The sequence below is a fragment of the Pseudomonas coronafaciens pv. oryzae str. 1_6 genome (genome assembly GCF_000156995.2).
GTDB lineage: Bacteria > Pseudomonadota > Gammaproteobacteria > Pseudomonadales > Pseudomonadaceae > Aquipseudomonas > Aquipseudomonas tremae.
This window is the reverse complement of sequence record NZ_CP046035.1, coordinates 481,776-503,419: the sequence shown is the minus strand read 5'-3', so window position 1 is coordinate 503,419 and position 21,644 is coordinate 481,776. Positions and strand designations below refer to the sequence as shown.

15 protein-coding genes are annotated in these 21,644 nt (G+C 60.3%); 6 read left to right on the top strand and 9 right to left on the bottom strand.

Annotation, left to right across the window (positions count from 1 at the left end):
- From POR16_RS02320 to glnE, 8 genes are all read right to left on the bottom strand, one after another.
- A complete protein-coding gene (locus POR16_RS02320; protein ID WP_005888423.1) occupies positions 1-1,446 on the bottom strand; it encodes a lipopolysaccharide kinase InaA family protein in 1,446 nt (481 codons plus the stop codon).
- On the bottom strand, positions 1,446-2,225 hold the full coding sequence (locus POR16_RS02315; RefSeq protein ID WP_005888421.1) for a lipopolysaccharide kinase InaA family protein: 780 nt from the start codon (positions 2,223-2,225) through the stop codon (positions 1,446-1,448). The genes POR16_RS02320 and POR16_RS02315 overlap by 1 nt, the downstream gene beginning before the upstream one ends.
- Positions 2,222-2,956, bottom strand: a complete 735-nt coding sequence (locus POR16_RS02310) for a lipopolysaccharide kinase InaA family protein (protein WP_005888418.1) — start codon at positions 2,954-2,956, stop codon at positions 2,222-2,224. Before POR16_RS02310 ends, POR16_RS02315 begins: the two co-directional genes overlap by 4 nt.
- Positions 2,956-3,762: a lipopolysaccharide core heptose(I) kinase RfaP gene (rfaP, locus tag POR16_RS02305; protein ID WP_005888416.1), complete on the bottom strand. Its 807-nt coding sequence runs from the start codon at positions 3,760-3,762 to the stop codon at positions 2,956-2,958. Before rfaP ends, POR16_RS02310 begins: the two co-directional genes overlap by 1 nt.
- Complete coding sequence (locus POR16_RS02300) at positions 3,762-4,883, bottom strand: glycosyltransferase family 4 protein (protein ID WP_005888414.1); 1,122 nt, start codon at positions 4,881-4,883, stop codon at positions 3,762-3,764. The genes rfaP and POR16_RS02300 overlap by 1 nt, the downstream gene beginning before the upstream one ends.
- Positions 4,883-5,947: a lipopolysaccharide heptosyltransferase I gene (gene waaC, locus POR16_RS02295; protein ID WP_005888413.1), complete on the bottom strand. Its 1,065-nt coding sequence runs from the start codon at positions 5,945-5,947 to the stop codon at positions 4,883-4,885. The genes POR16_RS02300 and waaC overlap by 1 nt, the downstream gene beginning before the upstream one ends.
- Before the next feature lie 2 nt (positions 5,948-5,949).
- Positions 5,950-6,984 (bottom strand): lipopolysaccharide heptosyltransferase II, encoded by a 1,035-nt coding sequence (waaF, locus tag POR16_RS02290; protein WP_005888412.1) that lies wholly within the window; start codon positions 6,982-6,984, stop codon positions 5,950-5,952.
- Positions 6,985-7,090: 106 nt separating this feature from the next.
- Complete coding sequence (glnE, locus tag POR16_RS02285; RefSeq protein ID WP_005888411.1) at positions 7,091-10,048, bottom strand: bifunctional [glutamate--ammonia ligase]-adenylyl-L-tyrosine phosphorylase/[glutamate--ammonia-ligase] adenylyltransferase; 2,958 nt, start codon at positions 10,046-10,048, stop codon at positions 7,091-7,093.
- 384 nt (positions 10,049-10,432) lie between these two features.
- On the opposite strand from glnE, the gene aceE reads away from it, so the two are divergent.
- The 5 genes from aceE (at position 10,433) to yccS (ending at position 20,240) form a co-directional block, all read left to right on the top strand.
- Positions 10,433-13,078, top strand: coding sequence for a pyruvate dehydrogenase (acetyl-transferring), homodimeric type (gene aceE, locus POR16_RS02280; RefSeq protein ID WP_024668635.1), 2,646 nt, complete (start codon positions 10,433-10,435; stop codon positions 13,076-13,078).
- Positions 13,079-13,220: 142 nt separating this feature from the next.
- The gene (gene aceF / locus POR16_RS02275) at positions 13,221-14,867 is read left to right on the top strand and encodes a dihydrolipoyllysine-residue acetyltransferase (RefSeq protein WP_024668634.1); all 1,647 of its coding nucleotides are present in this window, start codon (positions 13,221-13,223) and stop codon (positions 14,865-14,867) included.
- 303 nt (positions 14,868-15,170) lie between these two features.
- Positions 15,171-16,550: an ATP-dependent RNA helicase DbpA gene (gene dbpA / locus POR16_RS02270; protein ID WP_005888408.1), complete on the top strand. Its 1,380-nt coding sequence runs from the start codon at positions 15,171-15,173 to the stop codon at positions 16,548-16,550.
- A 176-nt stretch (positions 16,551-16,726) separates the two neighbouring features.
- Positions 16,727-17,905 (top strand): BaiN/RdsA family NAD(P)/FAD-dependent oxidoreductase, encoded by a 1,179-nt coding sequence (locus tag POR16_RS02260; RefSeq protein ID WP_005888405.1) that lies wholly within the window; start codon positions 16,727-16,729, stop codon positions 17,903-17,905.
- A 136-nt stretch (positions 17,906-18,041) separates the two neighbouring features.
- Positions 18,042-20,240, top strand: a complete 2,199-nt coding sequence (gene yccS, locus POR16_RS02255; RefSeq protein ID WP_032618265.1) for a YccS family putative transporter — start codon at positions 18,042-18,044, stop codon at positions 20,238-20,240.
- On the opposite strand, the gene POR16_RS02250 is transcribed toward yccS, so the two are convergent.
- Complete coding sequence (locus tag POR16_RS02250; RefSeq protein ID WP_005888400.1) at positions 20,203-20,958, bottom strand: substrate-binding periplasmic protein; 756 nt, start codon at positions 20,956-20,958, stop codon at positions 20,203-20,205. The genes yccS and POR16_RS02250 overlap by 38 nt on opposite strands.
- A gap of 224 nt (positions 20,959-21,182) precedes the next feature.
- Between POR16_RS02250 and POR16_RS02245 the strand changes: the two genes are divergently transcribed.
- Entirely contained in the window at positions 21,183-21,641 is a 459-nt protein-coding gene (locus POR16_RS02245; protein ID WP_005888399.1) for a GNAT family N-acetyltransferase, read from the top strand.
- Positions 21,642-21,644: the final 3 nt, after the last annotated feature.

Sequence of the window (21,644 nt, the reverse complement as noted above, 5' to 3'; positions counted from 1 at the left end):
TCAGTCCGGTGCGATCTTCGGCAAGCGCTGCTCTAGCATCTGGTGCAGCGCGCTCTGCGCCGACCAGTTGCGCATGAAGCGCGCCCGGTCACGGGCATAGGCCGAAGCGAATGAAGATTGCGACCCGTGCTGCTGCATGGCATCCAGGTCGATCAGTGCCCAGCGATCGTTGTGCCAAAACAGGTTGTGCCCCTTGAGATCACCGTGACTGATGCGCTCCTCGATGAGCTGTGCGAACAGTTGATCCAGCGCCAGCAACTCGACCTCCGGGACATCGGCGGTGTCTACCCAGGGAGCAAAACGCTCGATGATGTCTGGCCCGTCGAGAAACTCGGTCACCAGCCAGGCCTTGCTGCGCAAACCCAGAAAACGTTGCTCCTGCACCGCCAGCGGTTTTGGCGTGGCGATGCCGAGGAACATCAGACGATTGCCTTCACGCCATGAATGCCAGGCACGGCTGGGGCGCCAGAAGCGCTTGAGCCAGTGGCTGAAATTCTTGATGTTGTAACGCTTGATGACCAACGCACGACCATTGACGTCGACACGGCCGACACTCGCGGCGCCACCCGTCTTGTACAGGTGCCCTTTGTCGAGCAAGGCATCAGCCTGAGTCAGCACGGGCAACATGGCGGCCTCTTCCTCGCGGCGACTGGCGCGAAACACCGAAGCGTCAGCCTTGACGCTGAAAAGGCTGCAGTCACGCACGGTCTTGCCCATGAAGTCCTTGAGCCGCCAGCTGCGAACGCGGTCGATCTGCTTTTGCAGCGCCTCCATCGGCAGGCCATGCTCGCCATTGCTCAGGAGGTAATACACCAGCAGTTCTTCGGTGAAGGGCGCATAAGACCGTGGCAACTGGGCAAAGAAAACGCCCAGATTTTCCAGCACCTTCTGCCGGGACAGCGGTTGTCCGGCTTGTTCGGCACGAATGCCCGCACCGTCGATCAGGTACAGCTGGCCCTTGTGACGCAGCAGGTTGTCCAGGTGCAGGTCTTCCTGCCACAAGCCCTTGGCATGCTGCAGGGCGATGGCGGTCAACGCTTCGCCCAGCACCGCCTGCTGCTCATCTGCCAGCGGCGGCAGGTCCTTGACCGCATTCCAGGCATCGCCAAGACTCGATGACTGCTCCAGATATTCGAACAGCAGCCAGCCACCCTCACCTTCCTGCAAACCGTCGGCCAGTAATAGCGGCGTGGTCAGACCTTGCTCGGCAAGCAGACGTACCCCGGCCAGCTCACGTTGAAAGTGCCGTGCAGCCTTGTCGCCCACCAGCAGTTTCGCCAGCACCGTCCGCCCTCGCCATATGCCTGCGCCCACATACCGCTGCCCCGGCAGTACGCGCAGCAAGGTCAGCAATTGCAGCTCGGCCGGACCAGCAGCATCGGCCAGCGTCAGGCTGATCGGCAACTCGGGGTTACGGCCGACGTTCTTGAGTTCAGACAAGCGCATCAACGAGTCTCTTTATCATTGCGGTGTTGAAGGTCACGTTTATGGTCGCTGCGCCTGCCCAGCCGTACGCTCCATGCATCGACCAAAGCGCTTTCCGGGCTGGCTTGCAGGTAGGCGGCCAGCAGCTCGCGCCGCTCGCTTTCATTCCATACCTGCGCACGCCGCAGCAGCGGTTCCAGATCGCGGGCAAGGTCACGTTTGCCGAAGATCACCGGCCGGGTTTTTTCCAGGTCGATCAGTTGCGCCTGATAGCCCGCGCCGCCCGGCCGGAGGAAGATATGCTTGGGGTAGAAGCAACCGTGCACCTGGCCTGCACCGTGCAGCGTATGCGCCAGTCGGCCGCAGGCCTGAAGGATCGCCAGGCGCTCACCCGCCTCAAGGCTGCTCCATTGCAACAGCAGCTCATCGAGATCGGTCCAGCCGTCCAGCGCCCGGGTCATCAGAATGGCGCGGTGCTCGCCTTCGACCTTTTGCTCGCCGTAGAACACCGCTTGCAGGGCCGGAATGCCCAGCTTGCGATAGCGGCTAATGTTACGAAACTCGCGAGAGAATGACGGCTCGCCAAAAGGGTGATGCAACGTATGCGTCAGGTAGTTGCTCTGGCGTTTGAGGTAAAAACCCTGACCGTCCAGGTCAAGGCGAAACACACTGCTCCACCCGCCCCGCCCCGTGTTCGGCTCATCGACTGCATCGAGCCTGATGTTCCAAAGCGATTCAAAATCCGCCAGATGATGACGCGCCAGTAACGGCTGGTCGGCACTGGCAATAAAAACGCTCATTCACGGCCCTCGAAAAAGCTGACGATATGTCGAATACGTTTTTTGTCGGAGGCATTCAAACGCGTTCGCTGACGGTAAAGCAGATAGAAGCGCAGGCGCTGGGTGGCCGACAGGTGATACTTGGCAACCTTGTCCAGGCACGCCAGGTCCTTGGTGATCCGGTAGCGCAGCATGAAGCTCCACCAGAACGCACCGTTGGGGCAATCGATGAAGAACAGCCTGCCCTCGTCATCGACCAGCAAATTGCGCCATTTCAAATCGTTATGGGTGAAATGGTGGTCATGCATGATTCGGGTATAAGCAGCCAGCTGGCGGCTGATGCCTTCGACCCAATGCCTGTCGGCCAACCGGGAGTCCTTGCGCTGCGCAAGCGCGGACAGGTCTTCGGTGTTCGCCAACTCGCGAGTGATCAGCGCCCCGCGATCGTAGGCGGTGCCGTTGCGTTCAAGTCCCCAGGCCACGACCTCGGCTGTAGGGATGCCCCACTTGGCGAAACGCTTGAGGTTCTGCCACTCGGACCTGACCCTGGGCTTGCCCATGTAACGGCGCAAGCCTTTGCCCGCGCCCACGTAGCGCTTGACGTAATAGTTGACCCCGGCGCGCTCGACGCGGATCACTTCGGAAAGCGGGTCACGGGTCAATCGATGTCCTTCCAGAGCAAACACGGCATCCAGACTGCCGAAGTCCTGCGTCAGGAAGGCGTACTCGGGCTCCAGGTTCCAGCCCGCCATCAGAGCGCGTCCCCGTAGCGCACTTTGCGCTGATACAACTTGTCGGCTTTTTTATCCAGCCAGGTGAGTAGCTTCGTTTCCCTGAGCAGAATTTCGCGCAACGGTTTCTGGAAATAGACGTTGAGAAATCGCAGCTTGTCGCGCCGGGTCAGGCCGATGTCCAGCGCTGAAAAATACAGCGCGGCCAGGTCCTTGTTGCGCCAGCGTGGCGTAATCGCGCGCCGGGTCTGGGCACGATGCAGATCGATGACCGACAGCCTGAAATCATCGGCCGTCACAGGCTTGTCGGTGTGCAACAGAAAATGACAGATGTAACAGTCACGGTGGTTGACGCCCGCTCGGTGCATCATCCCGACCAGTCGGGCGACTTCGGCAATAAACGCTCTTTTCAGCCGTGGCTCGGGCGGCTCGTTACGCCAGTTGAGGCTGACATCTTCCAGGCTGGTGGTCGGTGCCAATTCTTCGGTAACGATAAACGAATGCTGCGCGGCGGGGTTGCTGCCACGTTCGCCATAAGCCACAGCGGTCATGGTCGGAACACCGACCTCGTGAAGACGCTCGATAGCGTCCCATTCCTTGCCGGCACCCAGCACCGGAAGCTTGGCGGTCGCCAGGTTCTTGGCGATCTCGCCCCAGCCGATACCCCGGTGGATCTTGACGAAGTAGCCGCGCCCGTCGACTTCGGTGCGCAGCGTGCGACGTCCTTCCAGCTCGCGATAGACCTCACCGCTCAGGCCCTCGACCTCGGCGAATGCATCGCGCCCGGCCCACAGGCTCTTGAACGGTTCAGCAAGGAACAGCTTCATCAATAGTGCTCCGCCAGAATCACATCCGCAGCGCGTTGCGGCATGCTGTAAAGGTCCGCCATGTCCGCAAAGGCCAGGCCATTGCGGCTCCAGGCGCTGCGCGCGGCATCGTCCTCGAGCATGCTCGCCAGGTAGCGATTGAGTTGTGCCTGATCGAACGGTTCATCCAGAACCCGCCCGCAATCGGCTTTGGCAATGTAGTGAGCGTAACCGCATACAGCGCTGACCAATACCGGCAAACCGGCCACCAGCGCCTCGAGCAGCACGGTCCCGGTGTTCTCGTTGTAGGCAGGATGGATCAACACGTCGGCGCCCAGCAGAAAACGCGGAATGTCACTGCGCCCTTTCATGAACGTCACTTGATCGCCCAAGCCCAGCGCGGCGCTCTGCAACTGGAATACTTTGGGGTCGTCCTGGCCGATTACAAACAGGCGCGTGCGTTTTTTCATGTCTGCAGGCAAGGCCGCCAGGGCTTTCAGGCTGCGATCTAAGCCCTTTGTCTTGAAACCGGAGCCGATCTGCACCAATAAAAGGTCATCATCGGCAAGACCAAACTCTTTGCGAAAGTCTGCGCGGATCTGCGGCGCATTGGGGGGCGCACGGCGATCCTGGGAAATACCCGGTGGCAGCAGGTGAAAACGCGACAGCGGCGTATCGTAATGCTTGATGAACAGCGGCTGCTGGACTTCAGAGATCATCAATACCTGGGTTTTCGAGTTCCTGGCGAATACCGCTCGCTCATAGTCGGCAAAATGACGATAACGCCCCCACTTGCGATACAGCGGGCTGCGCAGGTTCTGCGCCTTGTCCTCGAAGCAGCCATCGGCGGCGTAATAAACATCCAGACCCGGCATCTTGTTGAAGCCGATCAGACGGTCCACCGGACGCTGGGCCAGGTCGGCTTCCATCCACGCCATGAGCTTCTCGTTGCGCCGATGATTGAAGAAAGCCTTGACCGGCGCAACCAGCACTTCAAAACCCGGCGGCACGTCGCCTTCCCAGATCAGGGTGTAAACACGAATCTGATGGCCGCGCTGCTGGCACTCCAGCGCGATGCGCATGAAGTCGCGTTGCAGACCGCCGAACGGGAAGTATTTGTAGAGCACGAAAGCCAGTTGCATCAGCCAGGTTCCTTTGCCAGCAACAGCGCGCCCAATTGGCTCGCTACTCGCTCGGGATTCAAACGAGTGAAGCACAGCGGCCACTCGCGTTTCAGGTCGAACCGGCGCTGATCATCGGCGCTAGGTTGGTAAGTGCATTTCTTTTGCAGGCAAGGCGCACAGGCAGGGTAATCGCTGGCCAGGTGCACCTGTGATTTGCCGTAGGCCCCGGTCAGCCCCGGGTTGGTGGGGCCGAACAGGGAAATGGTCGGCACGTCCAGCGCTGCCGCAAGGTGCCCGATTCCGGTGTCCACCGCAACGCAAGCCTGCGCACTGGCCAATATTCGCGCAACACCTGCGAGGTTCAGCTTAGGCAACACATGGGCGCTGTCCAGACCGTCGGCGATGCGCTCGGCTCGGGCCTTTTCCATCGGGTTGCCCCACGGCAACTGCACCTGCAAGCCGCGTGCAGCCATCAATTCAGCCAATTGCCGCCAATACAGCTCGGGCCAGTGCTTGGTGTCCCAGGTCGTGCCATGCAGAAACATCACAAAGGGCGCGCGCGGCGTATCGTCGAGCCCGGCCAGCAGCTTGAGACCGTAATCGCCCATGCCGGCGGGCAACTGATAACCCAGCGCCTGAGCGAACAGCTGGCGCAACCGTTCGACTGCATGCTGCCCGCGCGCCACCGGCAAGGCGCGATCATAAAAGCGACTGGCAACCGGCTCGCGAGCCGAGTCACGGTCCAGACCGGCCACCGGCGCATCGACGTAGCGTGTCAGCCAGGCACTTTTGAACAGGCCTTGAGCGTCGATCACCAGATCGTAACGCTGCTCGCGCACACGCTGCTTGAAGCGTCGCCATTCGCCTGACCTGACGGTCTGCCAGAGATTCTTGCGCCAGCGACGGATTGCCACCGGGATGACCGTATCGACCGCCGGATGCCAGCCGGGAATTTCAGCAAAACCTTCTTCCACCACCCAGTCGAAACGAATGCCGGGCAGCGCCCGTGCAGCGTCGGTCAGTGCGGGCAAGGCGTGAATCACATCACCCAGCGAGGAAGTCTTGATCAGCAGTACCCGCAAAATCAGGCCACCTCGACCGGCGTGCCACTCAGGCGAGCAAGCGCCTCAGTGACGGCGTCCGGCTCAAGCAGACGCATGCAGTTGTAATGACCGAAACGGCAAGTGCGGTCGAAGCACGGGCTGCATTCTATGCCGAGGCGCACCACTTCAACCTCGTCGGCCAGCGGCGGTGTGAAGCCTGGCGAAGTCGAGCCGTAGACCGCCACCAGTGGGCGGTTCAATGCCGCAGCAACGTGCATGAGGCCTGAATCATTGGAGACGACGGCATCGGCACACGACAGCAGATCAATGGCTTCGGCCAGCGAAGTTTCGCCGCTGAGGTTCACCGACTCCTCTCGCAGACCGGGGATCAGGTCTTGACGAATGCTTTCACCGACCGGGTGATCCTTCTTCGAACCGAACAGCCAGACCTGCCAGCCTTCACGAATCCTGGCTTCGGCGACCTGCGCGTAATGCTCGGCGGGCCAGCGTTTGGACTCGCCGAACTCGGCACCAGGGCAAAGCGCCAGCACCGGGCGATCAAGCATCAGGCCGAACTTGAGCAGTGCGGCATCGCGAGTCACAGGGTCGATACGCAAGCTCGGTTTGGGATAGGGCTGCGGCAGCTCGGCGCCCTTGTCGAAAGCCAGCGCCATGAAGCGTTCGATCATCAGCGGGTAGCGCTGTTTGTCGAGGCTGCGCACGTCGTTGAGCAGGCCATAACGAAACTCGCCACGCCAGCCGGTGCGCTTCGCAATGCCGGCAAAGAACGGCACCAGCGCGGATTTCAGCGAATTGGGCAGCAGAATTGCCTGATCGTACTGGCCAGCGAGGGACTTGCCGATGCGCCGCCGGGTCGCCAGCTCAAGGGCGCCATGACCGAGCGGAAAGCTGAGCGCGGCACGAACCTCGGGCATGCGCTCCAGGATCGGACGGCTCCATTCCGGCGCCAGCACGTCGATTTCGCACCCGGGGTGACGCTGCTTCAGGCACTGGAACAGCGTTTGCGCCATCACCATGTCACCGACCCAGCTAGGCCCAACGATCAGAATTTTCATGTTCTATCCAAAAACGACCGGAAACGATCAGGGAGGCCGATCAGACTGCGTGACGTTCCCACACAACCCGTCGCCTCCCTGTCATAGCTTTATATAGCCTTGTGGCTCAGCTCAACCCCATCTGCGTCCAGATCCGCATCACCTCACGCCGCTGGGCATGAAACTGATCACCACTGACTACACCCGCCTGCTTCTGCAAAGCCTGACGGTGCGCCGCCGAGCGGTAGGCCTTGTAGGCTTCACGCAGCAGGCTGGCGTCCGCATCAGGCAACAGTCCGGCTTCTTCCAACCCTTCGAGAATCCGGATGTTATCGGTGTAGCGCAGCAGCGCAGGATGCTCTCTGGACCATGCCAAAGCGGCGTATTGCACCATAAATTCGATGTCGACGATACCACCGGCGTCCTGCTTGAGGTCGAATGGCATTGATGCTTCGAAGGCATTGGCCGCCCTGCCCGCGGCTGTCAGGCGGGTGCCGAGGTTGTCGCGCATCTTGGCACGCATCTCGCTGACTTCAGCCCGCAACGTGTCCGGATCGCGCTCGCGCCTCAATACATCGGCACGCACTTGCTCGAACTGCTCGCCCACATCGCGGCTGCCCGTCAGCACCCGGGCGCGTACCAGCGCCTGATGCTCCCAGGTCCAGGCTTCACCGGCCTGATAGCGGGCAAAGGCACCTACCGAGCTGACCAGCAGCCCGGAAGCTCCGGAAGGCCGCAGGCGCATATCGACGTCATACAGCTGACCGGAGTTGGTCTGCGTGGTCAGCAAATGGATGACTCGCTGACCGAGACGGGTGAAAAATTGCGCACTGTCGATAGGCTTGGCGCCGTCGGTCTCGGCCTGCAGATCACCGTCATGGATGAACACCAGATCCAGATCGGAACCGTGGCCCAACTCGATGCCGCCGACCTTGCCGTAACCGACGATCACAAACCCCGGATCGCACAGCGAACCGTCGGGCCGCGAAGGCGTACCATGCCGTGCCACGCTGTAACGCCAGGCCAGCGCCAGTACCTGATCCAGAATCGCCTCGGCCAGCCAGGTCAGGTAATCGCTTACTTTCATCAGCGGCAGGCTTCCGGAGATTTCCGAGGCCGCCACGCGCAGGCTATGGGCCAGCTTGAAGTGTCGCAAGGCTTCCATCTGCTGTTCAAGGTCATCCTCGGGAATGCGGATCAACCGTTCACGCAATTCGGCGGCCAGCTCCGGGGCCAACGGCGGATTGAACAGACGACCCTCGTTGAGCAGTTCGTCCAGCAGCAGCGGGAAGCGCGCGATCTGCTCGGCAATCCACGGGCTGGCAGCGCACAGAGTCAGCAGTTGTCGCAGCGCATCCGGGTTCTCGGTCAGCAGCACCAGGTACGCCGAGCGCCTGGCCACCGCTTCGACCAGCGGAAGTACCCGCTCAAGAACCAGATCAGGCTTGTCATGCTCTACCGCCTGCGCCAGCAACCTCGGGATGAACGCATCTAGACGTTCGCGACTCAGGCGCTGCATCGAGCGCAGGTTCGGGCTGCTGCGCAGATTGGCCAGATGTTTGAGTGCGCGGTCGGGGTCGACGAAACCAGCCTGCTGTAACTGACGGCCAGCGGCCTCTTCGTCCTGGGACTCTTCCCACAGTGGCAGCCACTCGCCGCCGACCACGACTTCGCCATCGTCCTCTTGCTCGTCGTCCGGGTCTGAATCGGGGTCAGCAATGACCTGGCGAAAATGCCAGGACACCCGACCGCGCCAGTACATCAGTCGCTCGTGGAAGCTGGCCCAGTCAGCGAAGCCCATGATCAACGCAATACGCGCCTGATCCTGCTCGTTGTCGGGCAGCATTTGCGTCTGACGGTCGGCAATGGCCTGAATGGCGTGCTCGGTGTAACGCAGAAATTCGTAGCCTTCGCGCAGCTCTTCAGTCACGGCAGACGGCAGATAACCTTGGCCTTCAAGGATCTTCAACACCTTGAACAACGGACGCTGTTGCAGGCTCAGGTCGCGGCCACCGTGGATGAGCTGAAACGCCTGAGCGATGAACTCCACCTCACGAATCCCGCCCGCGCCGAGCTTGATGTTCTCGGCCATGCCCTTGCGTTTCACTTCCTGCTGAATCAACTGCTTCATTGTGCGCAGCGCTTCGATGGCCGAAAAGTCCAGATAGCGGCGGTACACAAACGGGCGCAGCATCTCCAGCAACTCGGCACCCGCGGCTTGATCACCGCCGACCACTCGCGCCTTGATCATCGCGTAACGCTCCCAGTCGCGCCCCTGATCCTGGTAATACTGCTCCAGCGCATTGAAGCTGAGCACCAGCGCCCCAGATGATCCGTAAGGCCGCAGGCGCATGTCGACGCGAAAAACAAAACCGTCGACTGTCACCGGGTCCAGCGCCTTGATCAATCGCTGTCCCAGGCGGATGAAAAATTCCTGATTATCCAGCGGCCTTTTGGTGCCGACCGTTTCTCCGCCCTCCGGGTAACCGAAGATCAGGTCAATGTCCGACGAAAGGTTCAGCTCGACCGCGCCGAGCTTGCCCATGCCCAGGATGACCATGTGCTGCGGCAAACCCGAGTGGCGGCCGGTCGGTGTACCGACTTGCTGACACAGGCGTGGATAAAGCCATTGGTAAGCGAGGTCGATCGAAGCGTCGGCCATTTCCGAGAGATCTCGGCAGGTTTCGATCAGATCTGCCTGCCGGGTCAGGTCGCGCCAGATAATCCGGACTTGCTGACGCGCGCGCTGTCGACGTAGATTACGCCCCAGTTCATCTTCGCTGGCGGCGTCGAGCAGTGCGTCGGCAATCCGGGCGCGCAATTGGCCAGCAGAAAAGCTACGCTCCAGCTCGCCCGCATCGGCCAGTTGCAGCAGCATCTGCGGGTCACGGCAGATTTGTTCGGTTACAAAATCGCTGGCTGCACAGACCCGATCGAATGCCTGGCGGCGTGCCTCGGGCCAGGCCTTGAACGAGGCCAGCGCTTCGTCTGACACATCGGCCAGCGCGGCCTCGAAAGTTTGCCGGGCACGGCTGATCAACGGCAGCAGAATGGCCGGAAAATCGGCCAGTGAAGGTAGGCTCATGGTCTATCCTTGATCGGCGTGCAAACGCCCGCCCGTCGTGTGCCGGAAACGCGTCTGCCACCACCGCTTGTCGAACAAAGGTTATAAATTGCTGGAAAAATCAAATTAGAAGCATAAAAATCCGCTTTTTACCGGCAAGATATTCAATAGCGACCAACAGTAACGTTTTAAGTCACAACACAACAGAAGCGATTGAGTCGCTTCTCTGTAGTTTTACTACTGGGTCCATTACGTGGAGGGCTGAAATCGTCGTCGATTTGTAGTAAAACTACACGCCGCCGGATCCCACCCTCCGGTAATCCAAGAATTTATGTCGTCTGCCCACAAGGCCAGTCGCAAACTCAGGCAACCGATTCTGGAAGCCTTTCCGCCCTGGAGCAAGCCATGCAAGACCTCGATCCCGTCGAAACCCAGGAATGGCTGGACGCCCTGGAATCGGTTCTCGACAAAGAAGGCGAAGACCGCGCTCACTACCTGATGACCCGTCTGGGCGAGCTGGCCACCCGTAGTGGCTCGCAGCTGCCATACGCCATCACCACGCCATACCGCAACACGATTCCTGTCACCCACGAAGCACGCATGCCTGGCGACCTGTTCATGGAACGCCGCATTCGCTCGCTGGTGCGCTGGAACGCATTGGCCATGGTTGTCAAAACCAACATCGGCGACCCGGATCTGGGCGGCCACATCTCCAGCTTCGCCTCCAGCGCCACGTTGTATGACATCGGTTTCAACTATTTCTTCCAGGCCCCGACCGACGAACACGGCGGCGACCTGATCTACTTCCAGGGCCATGCATCGCCAGGCGTCTACGCCCGTGCATTCCTGGAAGGTCGCATCACTGAAGACCAGATGAACAACTTCCGCCAGGAAGTCGACGGCAATGGCCTGTCTTCTTACCCACACCCGTGGCTGATGAAGGATTTCTGGCAGTTCCCGACTGTATCGATGGGCCTTGGCCCGATTCAGGCAATCTACCAGGCACGCTTCATGAAGTACCTGGAGCACCGCGGTTACATTCCGGAAGGCAAGCAGAAGGTCTGGTGCTTCCTGGGTGACGGCGAGACCGACGAGCCGGAATCCCTGGGCGCCATCGCCCTGGCCGGTCGCGAGAAGCTCGACAACTTGATCTTCGTCGTCAACTGCAACCTGCAGCGCCTCGACGGCCCGGTTCGCGGCAACGCCAAGATCATCCAGGAACTGGAAGGCGTGTTCCGTGGCGCTCAGTGGAACGTCACCAAAGTCATCTGGGGCCGCTTCTGGGACCCGCTGCTGGCCAAGGACGTCGACGGTATTCTGCAACGTCGCATGGATGAAGTCATCGACGGCGAATACCAGAACTACAAGGCCAAGGACGGCGCGTTCGTTCGCGAGCACTTCTTCAACTCGCCTGAACTGAAAGCGATGGTTGCCGATCTGTCCGACGACGAGATCTGGAAGCTCAACCGTGGCGGTCACGACCCATACAAGGTCTACGCGGCGTACCACGAAGCCGTCAACCACAAGGGTCAGCCGACCGTGGTTCTGGCCAAGACCATCAAAGGTTACGGCACAGGTGCTGGCGAAGCGAAAAACACTGCGCACAACACCAAGAAGGTCGATGTAGACAGCCTGCGTCACTTCCGTGATCGCTTCGACATCCCGGTCAAGGATTCCGAGCTGGAAGCCCTGCCGTTCTACAAGCCGGAAGAAGGCAGCGCCGAGGCCCGCTACCTGAGCGAGCGTCGCGCAGCACTGGGCGGCTTCGTGCCTCAGCGTCGCGCGCAGAGCTTCAGCCTGCCAACCCCGCCACTCGACACCCTCAAGGCCATCCTTGACGGCTCGGGCGACCGTGAAATCTCCACCACCATGGCGTTTGTGCGCATCCTGACGCAACTGGTCAAGGACAAGGAAATCGGCCAGCGCATCGTGCCGATCATCCCGGACGAAGCCCGTACCTTCGGCATGGAAGGCATGTTCCGCCAACTGGGCATCTACTCGTCTGTCGGCCAGCTCTACGAGCCAGTCGATAAAGAACAGGTGATGTTCTATCGCGAAGACAAGAAAGGCCAGATTCTCGAAGAAGGCATCAACGAAGCGGGCGCCATGTCCTCCTTCATCGCTGCCGGTACTTCGTACTCCAGCCACAACCAGCCGATGATTCCGTTCTACATCTTCTACTCGATGTTCGGTTTCCAGCGTATCGGCGACCTGGCCTGGGCCGCTGGCGACAGCCGCACCCGTGGCTTCCTGATTGGCGGCACCGCCGGGCGTACTACGCTGAACGGCGAAGGTCTGCAGCACGAAGACGGTCACAGCCATATCCTGGCATCGACCATCCCGAACTGCCGCACCTTCGACCCGACTTACGGCTACGAACTGGCAGTGATCATCCAGGACGGCATGCGCCGGATGTTCGAAGAACAGCAGGATGTTTTCTACTACCTGACCGTGATGAACGAGTCCTACGCTCAGCCAGCCATGCCGGCCGGTGTCGAGGAAGGTATCGTCAAGGGCATGTACCTGCTCGAAGAAGACACCCGGGAAGCGGCGCACCACGTCCAGTTGCTGGGCTCGGGCACCATCCTGCGTGAAGTACGCGAAGCGGCGAAGATTCTCCGTGACGAGTTCAACATCGGCGCTGACGTGTGGAGCGTTACCAGCTTCAACGAACTGCGCCGCGACGGCCTGGCTGTAGAGCGCAACAACCGCCTGCACCCTGGCCAGAAGCCGGAACTGAGCTATGTCGAGGAATGCCTCAACGGTCGCAAAGGTCCGGTCATCGCGTCGACTGACTACATGAAACTGTTCGCTGACCAGATTCGTCAGTGGGTTCCAACCAAGGAATACAAAGTCCTGGGCACCGACGGTTTCGGCCGTAGCGACAGCCGCAAGAAGCTGCGTCACTTCTTTGAAGTCGATCGTCACTTCGTGGTGCTGGCCGCCCTGGAAGCCTTGGCTGATCGTGGCGATATCGAACCCAAGGTCGTGGCGGAAGCCATTGCCAAGTTCGGCATCGATCCTGAAAAACGCAATCCACTGGACTGCTAAGAGTCTGCTTCAAGAGCGCTGATCAGAGCGTAGACAGCCGAGGATGCGGAATTTACCCACCGTAAATGAGCATCCAACGCTGTTTCGTTGTAACTGAACCAGCGTATTCGTGAGTGAACAGGTTCTCCTGAGGAGAGACATAGTGAGTGAGTTAATTCGCGTACCCGACATCGGCAACGGTGAAGGCGAAGTCATTGAGCTGATGGTCAAGGTCGGTGATCGCATCGAAGCTGACCAGAGCGTTCTGACGCTTGAATCGGACAAGGCGAGCATGGAAATCCCTGCTCCCAAGACTGGCGTCATCAAGGCCATGAAGGTCAAGCTGGGCGACCGCTTGAAAGAAGGCGACGAGCTGTTCGAACTGGAAGTGGAAGGTGAAGCATCTGCGGCGCCTGCCCCTGCTGCCGAACCTGCAGCTGCCGCCGCCCCTGCCGCTGCTGAAAAGCCTGCCGAAGCTGCGCCTGCTGCCGCCGAACCAGCGCCAGCTGCAGCTGCCACCGTTCAGGACATTCATGTCCCGGACATCGGCTCTTCGGGCAAGGCCAAGATCATCGAACTGATGGTCAAGGTCGGCGACTCCATTCAGGCTGATCAGTCACTGATCACCCTGGAGTCAGACAAGGCCAGCATGGAGATTCCATCTCCTGCGGCAGGCGTCGTTGAAAGCATTGAAGTCAAACTGGATCAGGAAGTCGGCACCGGCGACCTGATTCTGAAGCTGAAAGTCGAAGGCGCTGCGCCTGCCGCTGCACCGGCACCTGCTGCCAGCGCTCCAGCTGCTGCTCCGGCCAAGGCTGAAGCGGCTGCCCCGGCAGCAGCTCCTGCACCTAAAGCCGAAGCTGCACCCGCTCCGGCCGCACCCGCCAAAGACGGCGCCAAGGTTCATGCAGGCCCGGCCGTTCGTCAGCTGGCGCGCGAGTTCGGCGTCGAGCTGAACGCGGTCAGTGCCACCGGCCCTCACGGCCGCGTGCTGAAGGAAGACGTTCAGGCCTACGTCAAGACCATGATGCAGAAGGCCAAGGAAGCTCCAGCTGGCGGCGCAAGCGGCGGCTCGGGTATCCCGCCGATTCCGGAAGTCGATTTCAGCCGTTTCGGCGAAATCGAAGAAGTGCCGATGACGCGTCTGATGCAACTGGGCGCATCGGGTCTGCACCGCAGCTGGCTGAACATTCCGCACGTCACGCAATTCGATCAGGCCGACATCACCGACCTGGAAGCTTTCCGTGTTGCGCAGAAAGGCGCTGCCGAGAAGGCTGGCGTCAAGCTGACCGTGTTGCCTTTGCTGCTCAAGTCCTGCGCGCACCTGCTCAAGGAGCTGCCGGACTTCAACGCTTCGCTGGCACCCAGCGGCAAGGCTGTAATCCGCAAGAAATACGTGCACATCGGCTTCGCCGTGGACACTCCGGATGGCCTGCTGGTCCCGGTTATCCGCGACGTCGATCAGAAGAGCCTGCTGCAGTTGGCCGCTGAAGCCGCTGCACTGGCTGAAAAAGCGCGTAACAAGAAACTCACTGCGAACGACATGCAGGGCGCTTGCTTCACCATCTCCAGCCTCGGCCACATTGGCGGCACCGGCTTCACGCCGATCGTCAACGCGCCGGAAGTGGCGATCCTTGGTGTTTCCAAGGCAACCATCCAGCCAGTCTGGGACGGCAAAGCCTTCCAGCCGAAACTGATGCTGCCGCTGTCGCTGTCCTACGATCACCGCGTGATCAATGGCGCAGCTGCTGCACGCTTCACCAAACGCTTGAGCGAATTGCTGGCGGACATCCGCACAATCCTGCTGTAAGCCAGGCAGGCCCGCCGCATGGCGGGCCTCGCTGTACACCTTTGCGAGCTGCCACGCTCGAACCTCAACCCCGCCCTCCAGCGGGGATTTTTTTGCCTCGCTATCGCGCCCCATGCTCCGCGCTCATTGCTGGATCCTGTGGGAGTGAGCTTGCTCACGAAGACCATGGTCCAGACGCCCCATCTTCTGGGGCTGTACGGGCCCCTTCGCGAGCAAGCTCGCTCCTACGATCTTCATCGCGGTGCCAGGTCTGGCTGGCGGGTGATACACTGCGCGACATTTTTGTTTTGCAGGTCCACCGTCGTGACTAACACCGCTTTCAATTCTCTGCCCCTGTCTGCTGCCATGCTGGCTAACCTGGAGTCGCTTGGTTATGCCGAGATGACGCCGATCCAGGCGCAGAGCCTGCCGGTGATCCTCAAGGGCATGGACCTGATCGCGCAAGCCAAGACCGGTAGCGGCAAGACCGCTGCGTTCGGCATCGGCCTGCTCAACCCGATCAACCCGCGCTTCTTCGGTTGCCAGGCACTGGTCATGTGCCCGACCCGCGAGCTGGCGGATCAGGTGGCCAAGGAAATTCGTCGTCTGGCCCGCTCGGAAGACAACATCAAAGTGCTGACCCTGTGTGGCGGCGTGTCTTTCGGCCCGCAGATCGGCTCGCTCGAGCACGGCGCGCACATCATCGTCGGCACGCCAGGCCGCATTCAGCAGCATCTGCGCAAAGGCTCGCTGGTGCTTGACGGCCTGAACACGCTGATTCTCGATGAAGCCGATCGCATGCTCGACATGGGCTTCTACGACTCCATCGCTGACATCATCGAGCAGACCCCACAACGTCGCCAGACCCTGCTGTTCTCGGCCACCTACCCGGTCGGCATCAAGCAGCTGTCCTCGAAATTCATGCGTGACCCGCAGACAGTAAAAGTCGAAGCTCTGCACGCCGACAGCCAGATCGAGCAGATTTTCTACGAGATCTCCCCCGAGCAGCGTCTGGAAGCAGTGGTCAAGGTAATCGGTCATTTCCGTCCAACGTCCTGCGTTGCGTTCTGCTTCACCAAGCAGCAGGTTCAGGAAGTGGTTGATCACCTGACCGCCAAGGGCATGTCTGCAGTCGGCCTGCATGGCGACCTTGAGCAGCGTGACCGCGACCAGGTGCTGGCGATGTTCGCCAACCGCAGTACTTCGGTACTGGTCGCCACCGACGTAGCAGCACGCGGTCTGGACATCGATGCGCTGGACATGGTGCTCAACGTCGAACTGGCCCGCGATTCGGAAATTCACATTCACCGCGTGGGCCGTACCGGTCGCGCTGGCGAAAAAGGCATTGCGGTCAGCCTTGTGGCACCGTCCGAAAGCCAGCGTGCGCGCGCCATCGAAGAATTGCAGAAAGCCCCGTTGAACTGGCAGCAATACGACAAGCTGAGCATCAAGGAAGGTGGCAAGCTGCTGCCGGCCATGACCACGCTGTGCATCGGCTCGGGCCGCAAGGACAAATTGCGTCCGGGCGACATACTCGGCGCACTGACTGGCGAGGCCGGTATTGCGGGCACCCAGGTCGGCAAGATCGCGATCTTCGACTTCCAGGCCTATGTCGCCGTCGAACGCAGCATGGCCAAGCAGGCGCTGGAGCGTCTGAACAACGGCAAGATCAAAGGCAAGTCGCTGCGCGTGCGGATTCTCTGAAATAGTCGTCAGTTGCATTATCGTCCTCATGCTCCGCGTGGGGACGCAGCTCTGGACGCTCTGCGTCCAATTTTGAATATGTGGCGCGACGCAGGTATGTGACGCAGAGCATCACGAGAGGTATTCCCACGCGGAGCATGGGAACGGTCGTGACCTAAAGTTCGAGGAAACACGCTGTGCCCGTTACTGACGTTGTAATCATTGGCGCTGGCGCCGCAGGTTTGATGTGTGCGTTCACTGCTGCCGCTCGCGGGCGCAAGGTGATGCTGATCGATCATGCCAACAAACCCGGCAAAAAAATCCTCATGTCCGGTGGCGGTCGCTGCAACTTCACCAATATGTACACCGAGCCGGCCAATTTCCTGTCGCAGAATTCGCACTTCTGCAAATCGGCTCTGGCCCGCTACACACAGTGGGACTTCATTGCGATGGTCGCCAAACATGGCGTGCCGTATCACGAGAAAAAGCTCGGCCAGCTGTTCTGCGACAACAAGTCCAGCGACATTCTGGAGATGCTTCTGGAGGAATGTAGACAAGCCGGTGTCGACCTCCACATGGACACTTCCGTGCAGCAGATCGACAAGACCGAAGCCGGCTACAGCCTGCAAACCACACTGGGCACGCTGACCTGCGAATCACTGGTCATCGCCACGGGCGGCCTGTCGATCCCGACGCTGGGGGCAACAGGCTTCGGTTATCAGGTCGGCAAGCAGTTCGGCCACACGCTGCTGCCGACCCGCGCCGGGCTGGTGCCGTTCACCATCACCGACCAGCTCAAGGACCTGTGTACCGAGCTGTCCGGCACATCGGTCGATTGTCTGGTGAGCTGCAACGACACCAGCTTTCGTGAAAACATCCTGTTCACCCATCGCGGCCTCAGTGGCCCCGCGATTTTGCAGATATCCTCGTTCTGGCAGCCCGGCGACACAGTGGAAATCAACTTGCTGCCTGATCACGATGCCTCGGCCTGGCTGACGCAACAGCAGGCAGAGCGCCCCAACAGCGAACTGAAAACCCTGCTGGGTGAAATATTCACCAAGAAGATGGCCAACCTGATCGCCGAAAACTGGTTCGTGTCCAAACCCATGAAGCAGTACACCCACGCGGAACTGGCCGATATCGCCGAAAGGCTGGCGAGCTGGCAGCTGGTCCCGGCGGGCACCGAAGGCTATCGCACCGCCGAAGTAACGCTGGGTGGCATAGATACCCGTGAAGTGTCGTCCAAGACGATGGAGTCGCTGAAATCCCCCGGCCTTTATTTCGTTGGCGAAGTGCTGGACGTGAGCGGCCACCTGGGCGGCTTCAACTTCCAGTGGGCATGGGCATCGGCCTATGCGGCTGCGCAATACGTGTGACGCAGTACACGTGACGTAACATTGCGACACTGCAAACCGGTATAAATGTTGCGAAGCAGATGTACAGCCCGCCGTTTGGGCTGTACATATCCTCCTGCAGGATCGATCAATTGCGAACAGGGCCGTCAGCTTATCCATGGCATCGAAATCTCTCCGTCATACACTCCGTCGATTGTGGGCGCTGGATAAATTCAGCTATAGCGTTCGAGTCTTTATCGCGCTGACCGGCAGCATGGCGCTGTGCTGGTATCAAAACGAGATGGCCCTGCTGATCCCGCTGTTCCTGGGGATTATCGCCTGTGCCCTGGCCGAGACCGACGACAGCTGGCAGGGCCGGCTGAATGCCCTGGCAGTGACCCTGGTGTGTTTCAGTGTTGCCGCCCTCGCCGTCGAACTGCTGTTCCCCTACCCTTGGCTATTCGTCTGTTCACTGGCACTGGCCAGCTTTTGCCTGACCATGCTCGGCGCGCTGGGCGAACGTTATGGCGCAATCGCCTACGGCACGCTGATTCTGTCGGTCTACACCATGATCGGCGTCGATCAGCGTGGCGGCGAGGTGCTGGACTTCTGGCATGAGCCAATGTTGCTGGTGGCGGGCGCAGCCTGGTACGGCCTGCTGTCGGTGCTCTGGCAGATGCTGTTTTCCAACCAGCCGGTGCAGCAGGCGCTGGCGCGACTGTTCCGTGAGCTGGGGCAGTACCTGAAGCTCAAATCGACGCTGTTCGAACCGTTGCGCACGCTCAACGTGGAGGCCCGTCGCCTGGAACTGGCGCAGCAGAACGGCCGGGTGGTTGCGGCGCTGAACGCCACTAAGGAAATCATCCTGCACCGCGTCGGCAGTGGCCGTCCCGGCTCGAAGGTCAGCCGCTACCTGAAGCTGTACTTCATCGCGCAGGATATCCACGAGCGTGCCAGCTCGTCGCATTACCCCTACAACTCCCTGGCTGAGGCCTTTTTCCACAGCGACGTGCTGTTCCGCTGCCAGCGCCTGCTGCGTCAGCAAGGTGTGGCCTGTCAGGCGCTCTCAGAGTCCATCCAGCTGCGTCAACCGTTCGTTTATGACCCCAACTTTGCCGAAGCCATGGAAGACCTTCAGGCGTCCCTTGAGCATCTGCGTATCCAGAGCAACCCCGCGTGGCGTGGCCTGCTGCGCTCGCTGCGAGCGCTGGCCGCCAACCTCGGCACGCTGGACCGCCTGATCAGGGACGCCAGCAACCCGGACGCCGTCGCCGATGCCACCGACAGCAGCCTGCTGGACCGTTCACCGCGCAATCTCAAAGATGTCTGGACGCGCTTGCGCCTGCAGATGACCCCGACTTCGCTGCTGTTTCGCCATGCACTGCGCCTACCGCTGGCGCTGACCATCGGCTATGCGATGGTGCACCTGATACACCCCTCGCAAGGCTACTGGATCATCCTGACCACGGTGTTTGTCTGCCAGCCGAGTTACGGCGCAACCCGACGCAAGCTTGGGCAAAGGATTATCGGCACAGCGATTGGTCTGACGGTCGGCTGGGTACTGTTCGATCTGGTCACCAGCCCGATTCTGCAATCGATGTGCGCAGTACTGGCTGGCGTGGTGTTCTTCGTCAACCGCACCACCCGCTATACCCTGTCGACAGCCGCGATCACGGTGATGGTGTTGTTCTGCTTCAATCAGGTCGGGGACGGTTACGGCCTGTTTCTGCCAAGGCTGTTCGATACGCTGCTGGGCAGCCTCATCGCCGGCCTTGCGGTGTTCCTGTTCCTGCCCGACTGGCAAGGGCGACGCCTGAACAAGGTGCTGGCCAATACCCTGACCTGCAACAGCATCTACCTGCGCCAGATCATGCAGCAGTACGCCAGCGGCAAAAGCGACGATCTGGCCTACCGGCTTGCCAGGCGCAACGCCCACAACGCTGATGCCGCTTTGTCGACCACGCTGGCGAACATGCTCATGGAGCCCGGCCACTTCCGCAAGGAAGCAGATGTCGGCTTTCGCTTTCTGGTGCTGTCGCACACCTTGCTGAGCTACCTGTCAGGGCTAGGTGCGCATCGCGACACCCAGTTGCCGCCCGAGATCCGCGAGCACCTGATCGACAACGTCGGTCCCGCGCTGGCAGCGAGCATCGATGAAATCGCCTCCGGGCTGGCCGAGAAAAAACCCGTCGCGGTACAGAGTGATGCGGAGGAAGCGCTGGCCACACAACTCGAGCAACTTCCGGAAGAGATGGACGAAAGCCAGCGCCTGGTGCAAGCCCAACTGGCGCTGATCTGTCGTCAACTGGCGCCGCTGCGCACCCTCGCAGCACACTTGATCAAGGTTCCGGAGACGCTTGCAGACCGTGCAGTCTGAGCAGTTCCTCGTAAGTACCGTCGGCTTTCATCGCCGCGATTTCCCGGTCAAAATCAGCAACGATTCGCGCATGCTCCGGGTTTTTCAGACTGACCAGAATATGCAGGCTGTTTTCGCTCAACGAGCCCGGGACGAATGCGACGCGATTGCGCACCTCTTCAGACTCGAGCCCCAGGTTGTAACGGGCCACGTATTCGTCTTCAAGCGCAAGGTCGACACGGTCAGCCGCCAGCATGCGCACAGCCGAGGAGAAGTTCTGCACGAGAACTTTCTTGAGCAATGCGTCGTTATCGAATGCGGGTGAATAGGCGTACCCCCTCACGACAGCAATACGGTAATCATGCATCTGCTCAAGGGTCAGGCTGCCCATAGGCGATTCCTTGCGCTTGATGAGGCGAATCCGGTTGAGCAAGTACTCCGTTGAAAACTGGCCCACTTTCTCACGGTCTTCGCTGAACCACGCATTGATCAGCACGTCGTGACGCCCTTCACGCAACCCCAGCATGGCCCGCGCCCAAGGCACCTGTTCGTAGGCCGTGGAGTACCCGGCGCGGTGCAACGCGGTAGTGACAATATCGGTGGCCAGGCCGCCATTGAGCAGCAGCGCATCGGTAAAGGGCGGCCAGGGGTCCGCGACCAGACGCAGCTTTTCCGCCGCACCGGCTTGCGCCATCAGCAAGAAGACCAGCAACCCAACAGCGCGAAGCAAATTCGACATGCTCAGGTTCCTGAAGAGATCGACGAGGCCGATGCAATCCTATCGGCAGCAAAACCACTGTTCATTAACGTGCCTGCACATAATTGAAGCCCTGAAGCAGTCAGTAGACAGCCTGCAGGAAACACACATTCTGCAAAGCTTCACGCACTCGAATGACAGCGTTTATTGGGAATGTCGCCGGATACGTTTAGACTTCGCTTCTGGTTTATCTGCGAGTCTGCAACATGTCAATTGAATGGATCTGCAAACATCACACCGAACTGAGCATCCAGCAGCTCTATGCCGCGCTGCAACTGCGGGCGGAGGTGTTTGTGGTCGAGCAGAAATGCGTGTATCTGGACGTGGACGGACAAGACCTGACAGGCGATACCTGCCACTTGATGGCTTGGCAGGGCGACAAGCTGGTGGCTTACCTTCGCCTGCTCGATCCTATCCAGCAAGGCGGCGACGTGACCATTGGCCGCGTGGTGACCGCACCGTCGATCCGCAGCAGAGGCATCGGCCATGAATTGATGGTCCAGGCACTGGAAAACGCCGAACGAAAATGGCCAGACCAGCCCATATACCTGTCGGCTCAGGCCCACCTGCAGGGCTACTACAGCCGATACGGCTTCGACCCGATCGGCGAGATATATCTGGAAGACGACATCCCGCACATCGGCATGCGTCGCGATCTGGACTAGGGG

Coding starts and splice junctions, on each gene's coding strand:
- waaF (WP_005888412.1), bottom strand. CDS start 6,984: ATGAAAATTCTGATCGTTGGGCCTAGCTGGGTCGGTGACATGGTGATG.
- rfaP (WP_005888416.1), bottom strand. CDS start 3,762: ATGAAGCTGTTCCTTGCTGAACCGTTCAAGAGCCTGTGGGCCGGGCGC.
- POR16_RS02310 (WP_005888418.1), bottom strand. CDS start 2,956: ATGGCGGGCTGGAACCTGGAGCCCGAGTACGCCTTCCTGACGCAGGAC.
- yccS (WP_032618265.1), top strand. CDS start 18,042: ATGGCATCGAAATCTCTCCGTCATACACTCCGTCGATTGTGGGCGCTG.
- glnE (WP_005888411.1), bottom strand. CDS start 10,048: ATGAGCCTACCTTCACTGGCCGATTTTCCGGCCATTCTGCTGCCGTTG.
- POR16_RS02245 (WP_005888399.1), top strand. CDS start 21,183: ATGTCAATTGAATGGATCTGCAAACATCACACCGAACTGAGCATCCAG.
- POR16_RS02320 (WP_005888423.1), bottom strand. CDS start 1,446: ATGCGCTTGTCTGAACTCAAGAACGTCGGCCGTAACCCCGAGTTGCCG.
- POR16_RS02315 (WP_005888421.1), bottom strand. CDS start 2,225: ATGAGCGTTTTTATTGCCAGTGCCGACCAGCCGTTACTGGCGCGTCAT.
- POR16_RS02300 (WP_005888414.1), bottom strand. CDS start 4,883: ATGCAACTGGCTTTCGTGCTCTACAAATACTTCCCGTTCGGCGGTCTG.
- POR16_RS02250 (WP_005888400.1), bottom strand. CDS start 20,958: ATGTCGAATTTGCTTCGCGCTGTTGGGTTGCTGGTCTTCTTGCTGATG.
- aceE (WP_024668635.1), top strand. CDS start 10,433: ATGCAAGACCTCGATCCCGTCGAAACCCAGGAATGGCTGGACGCCCTG.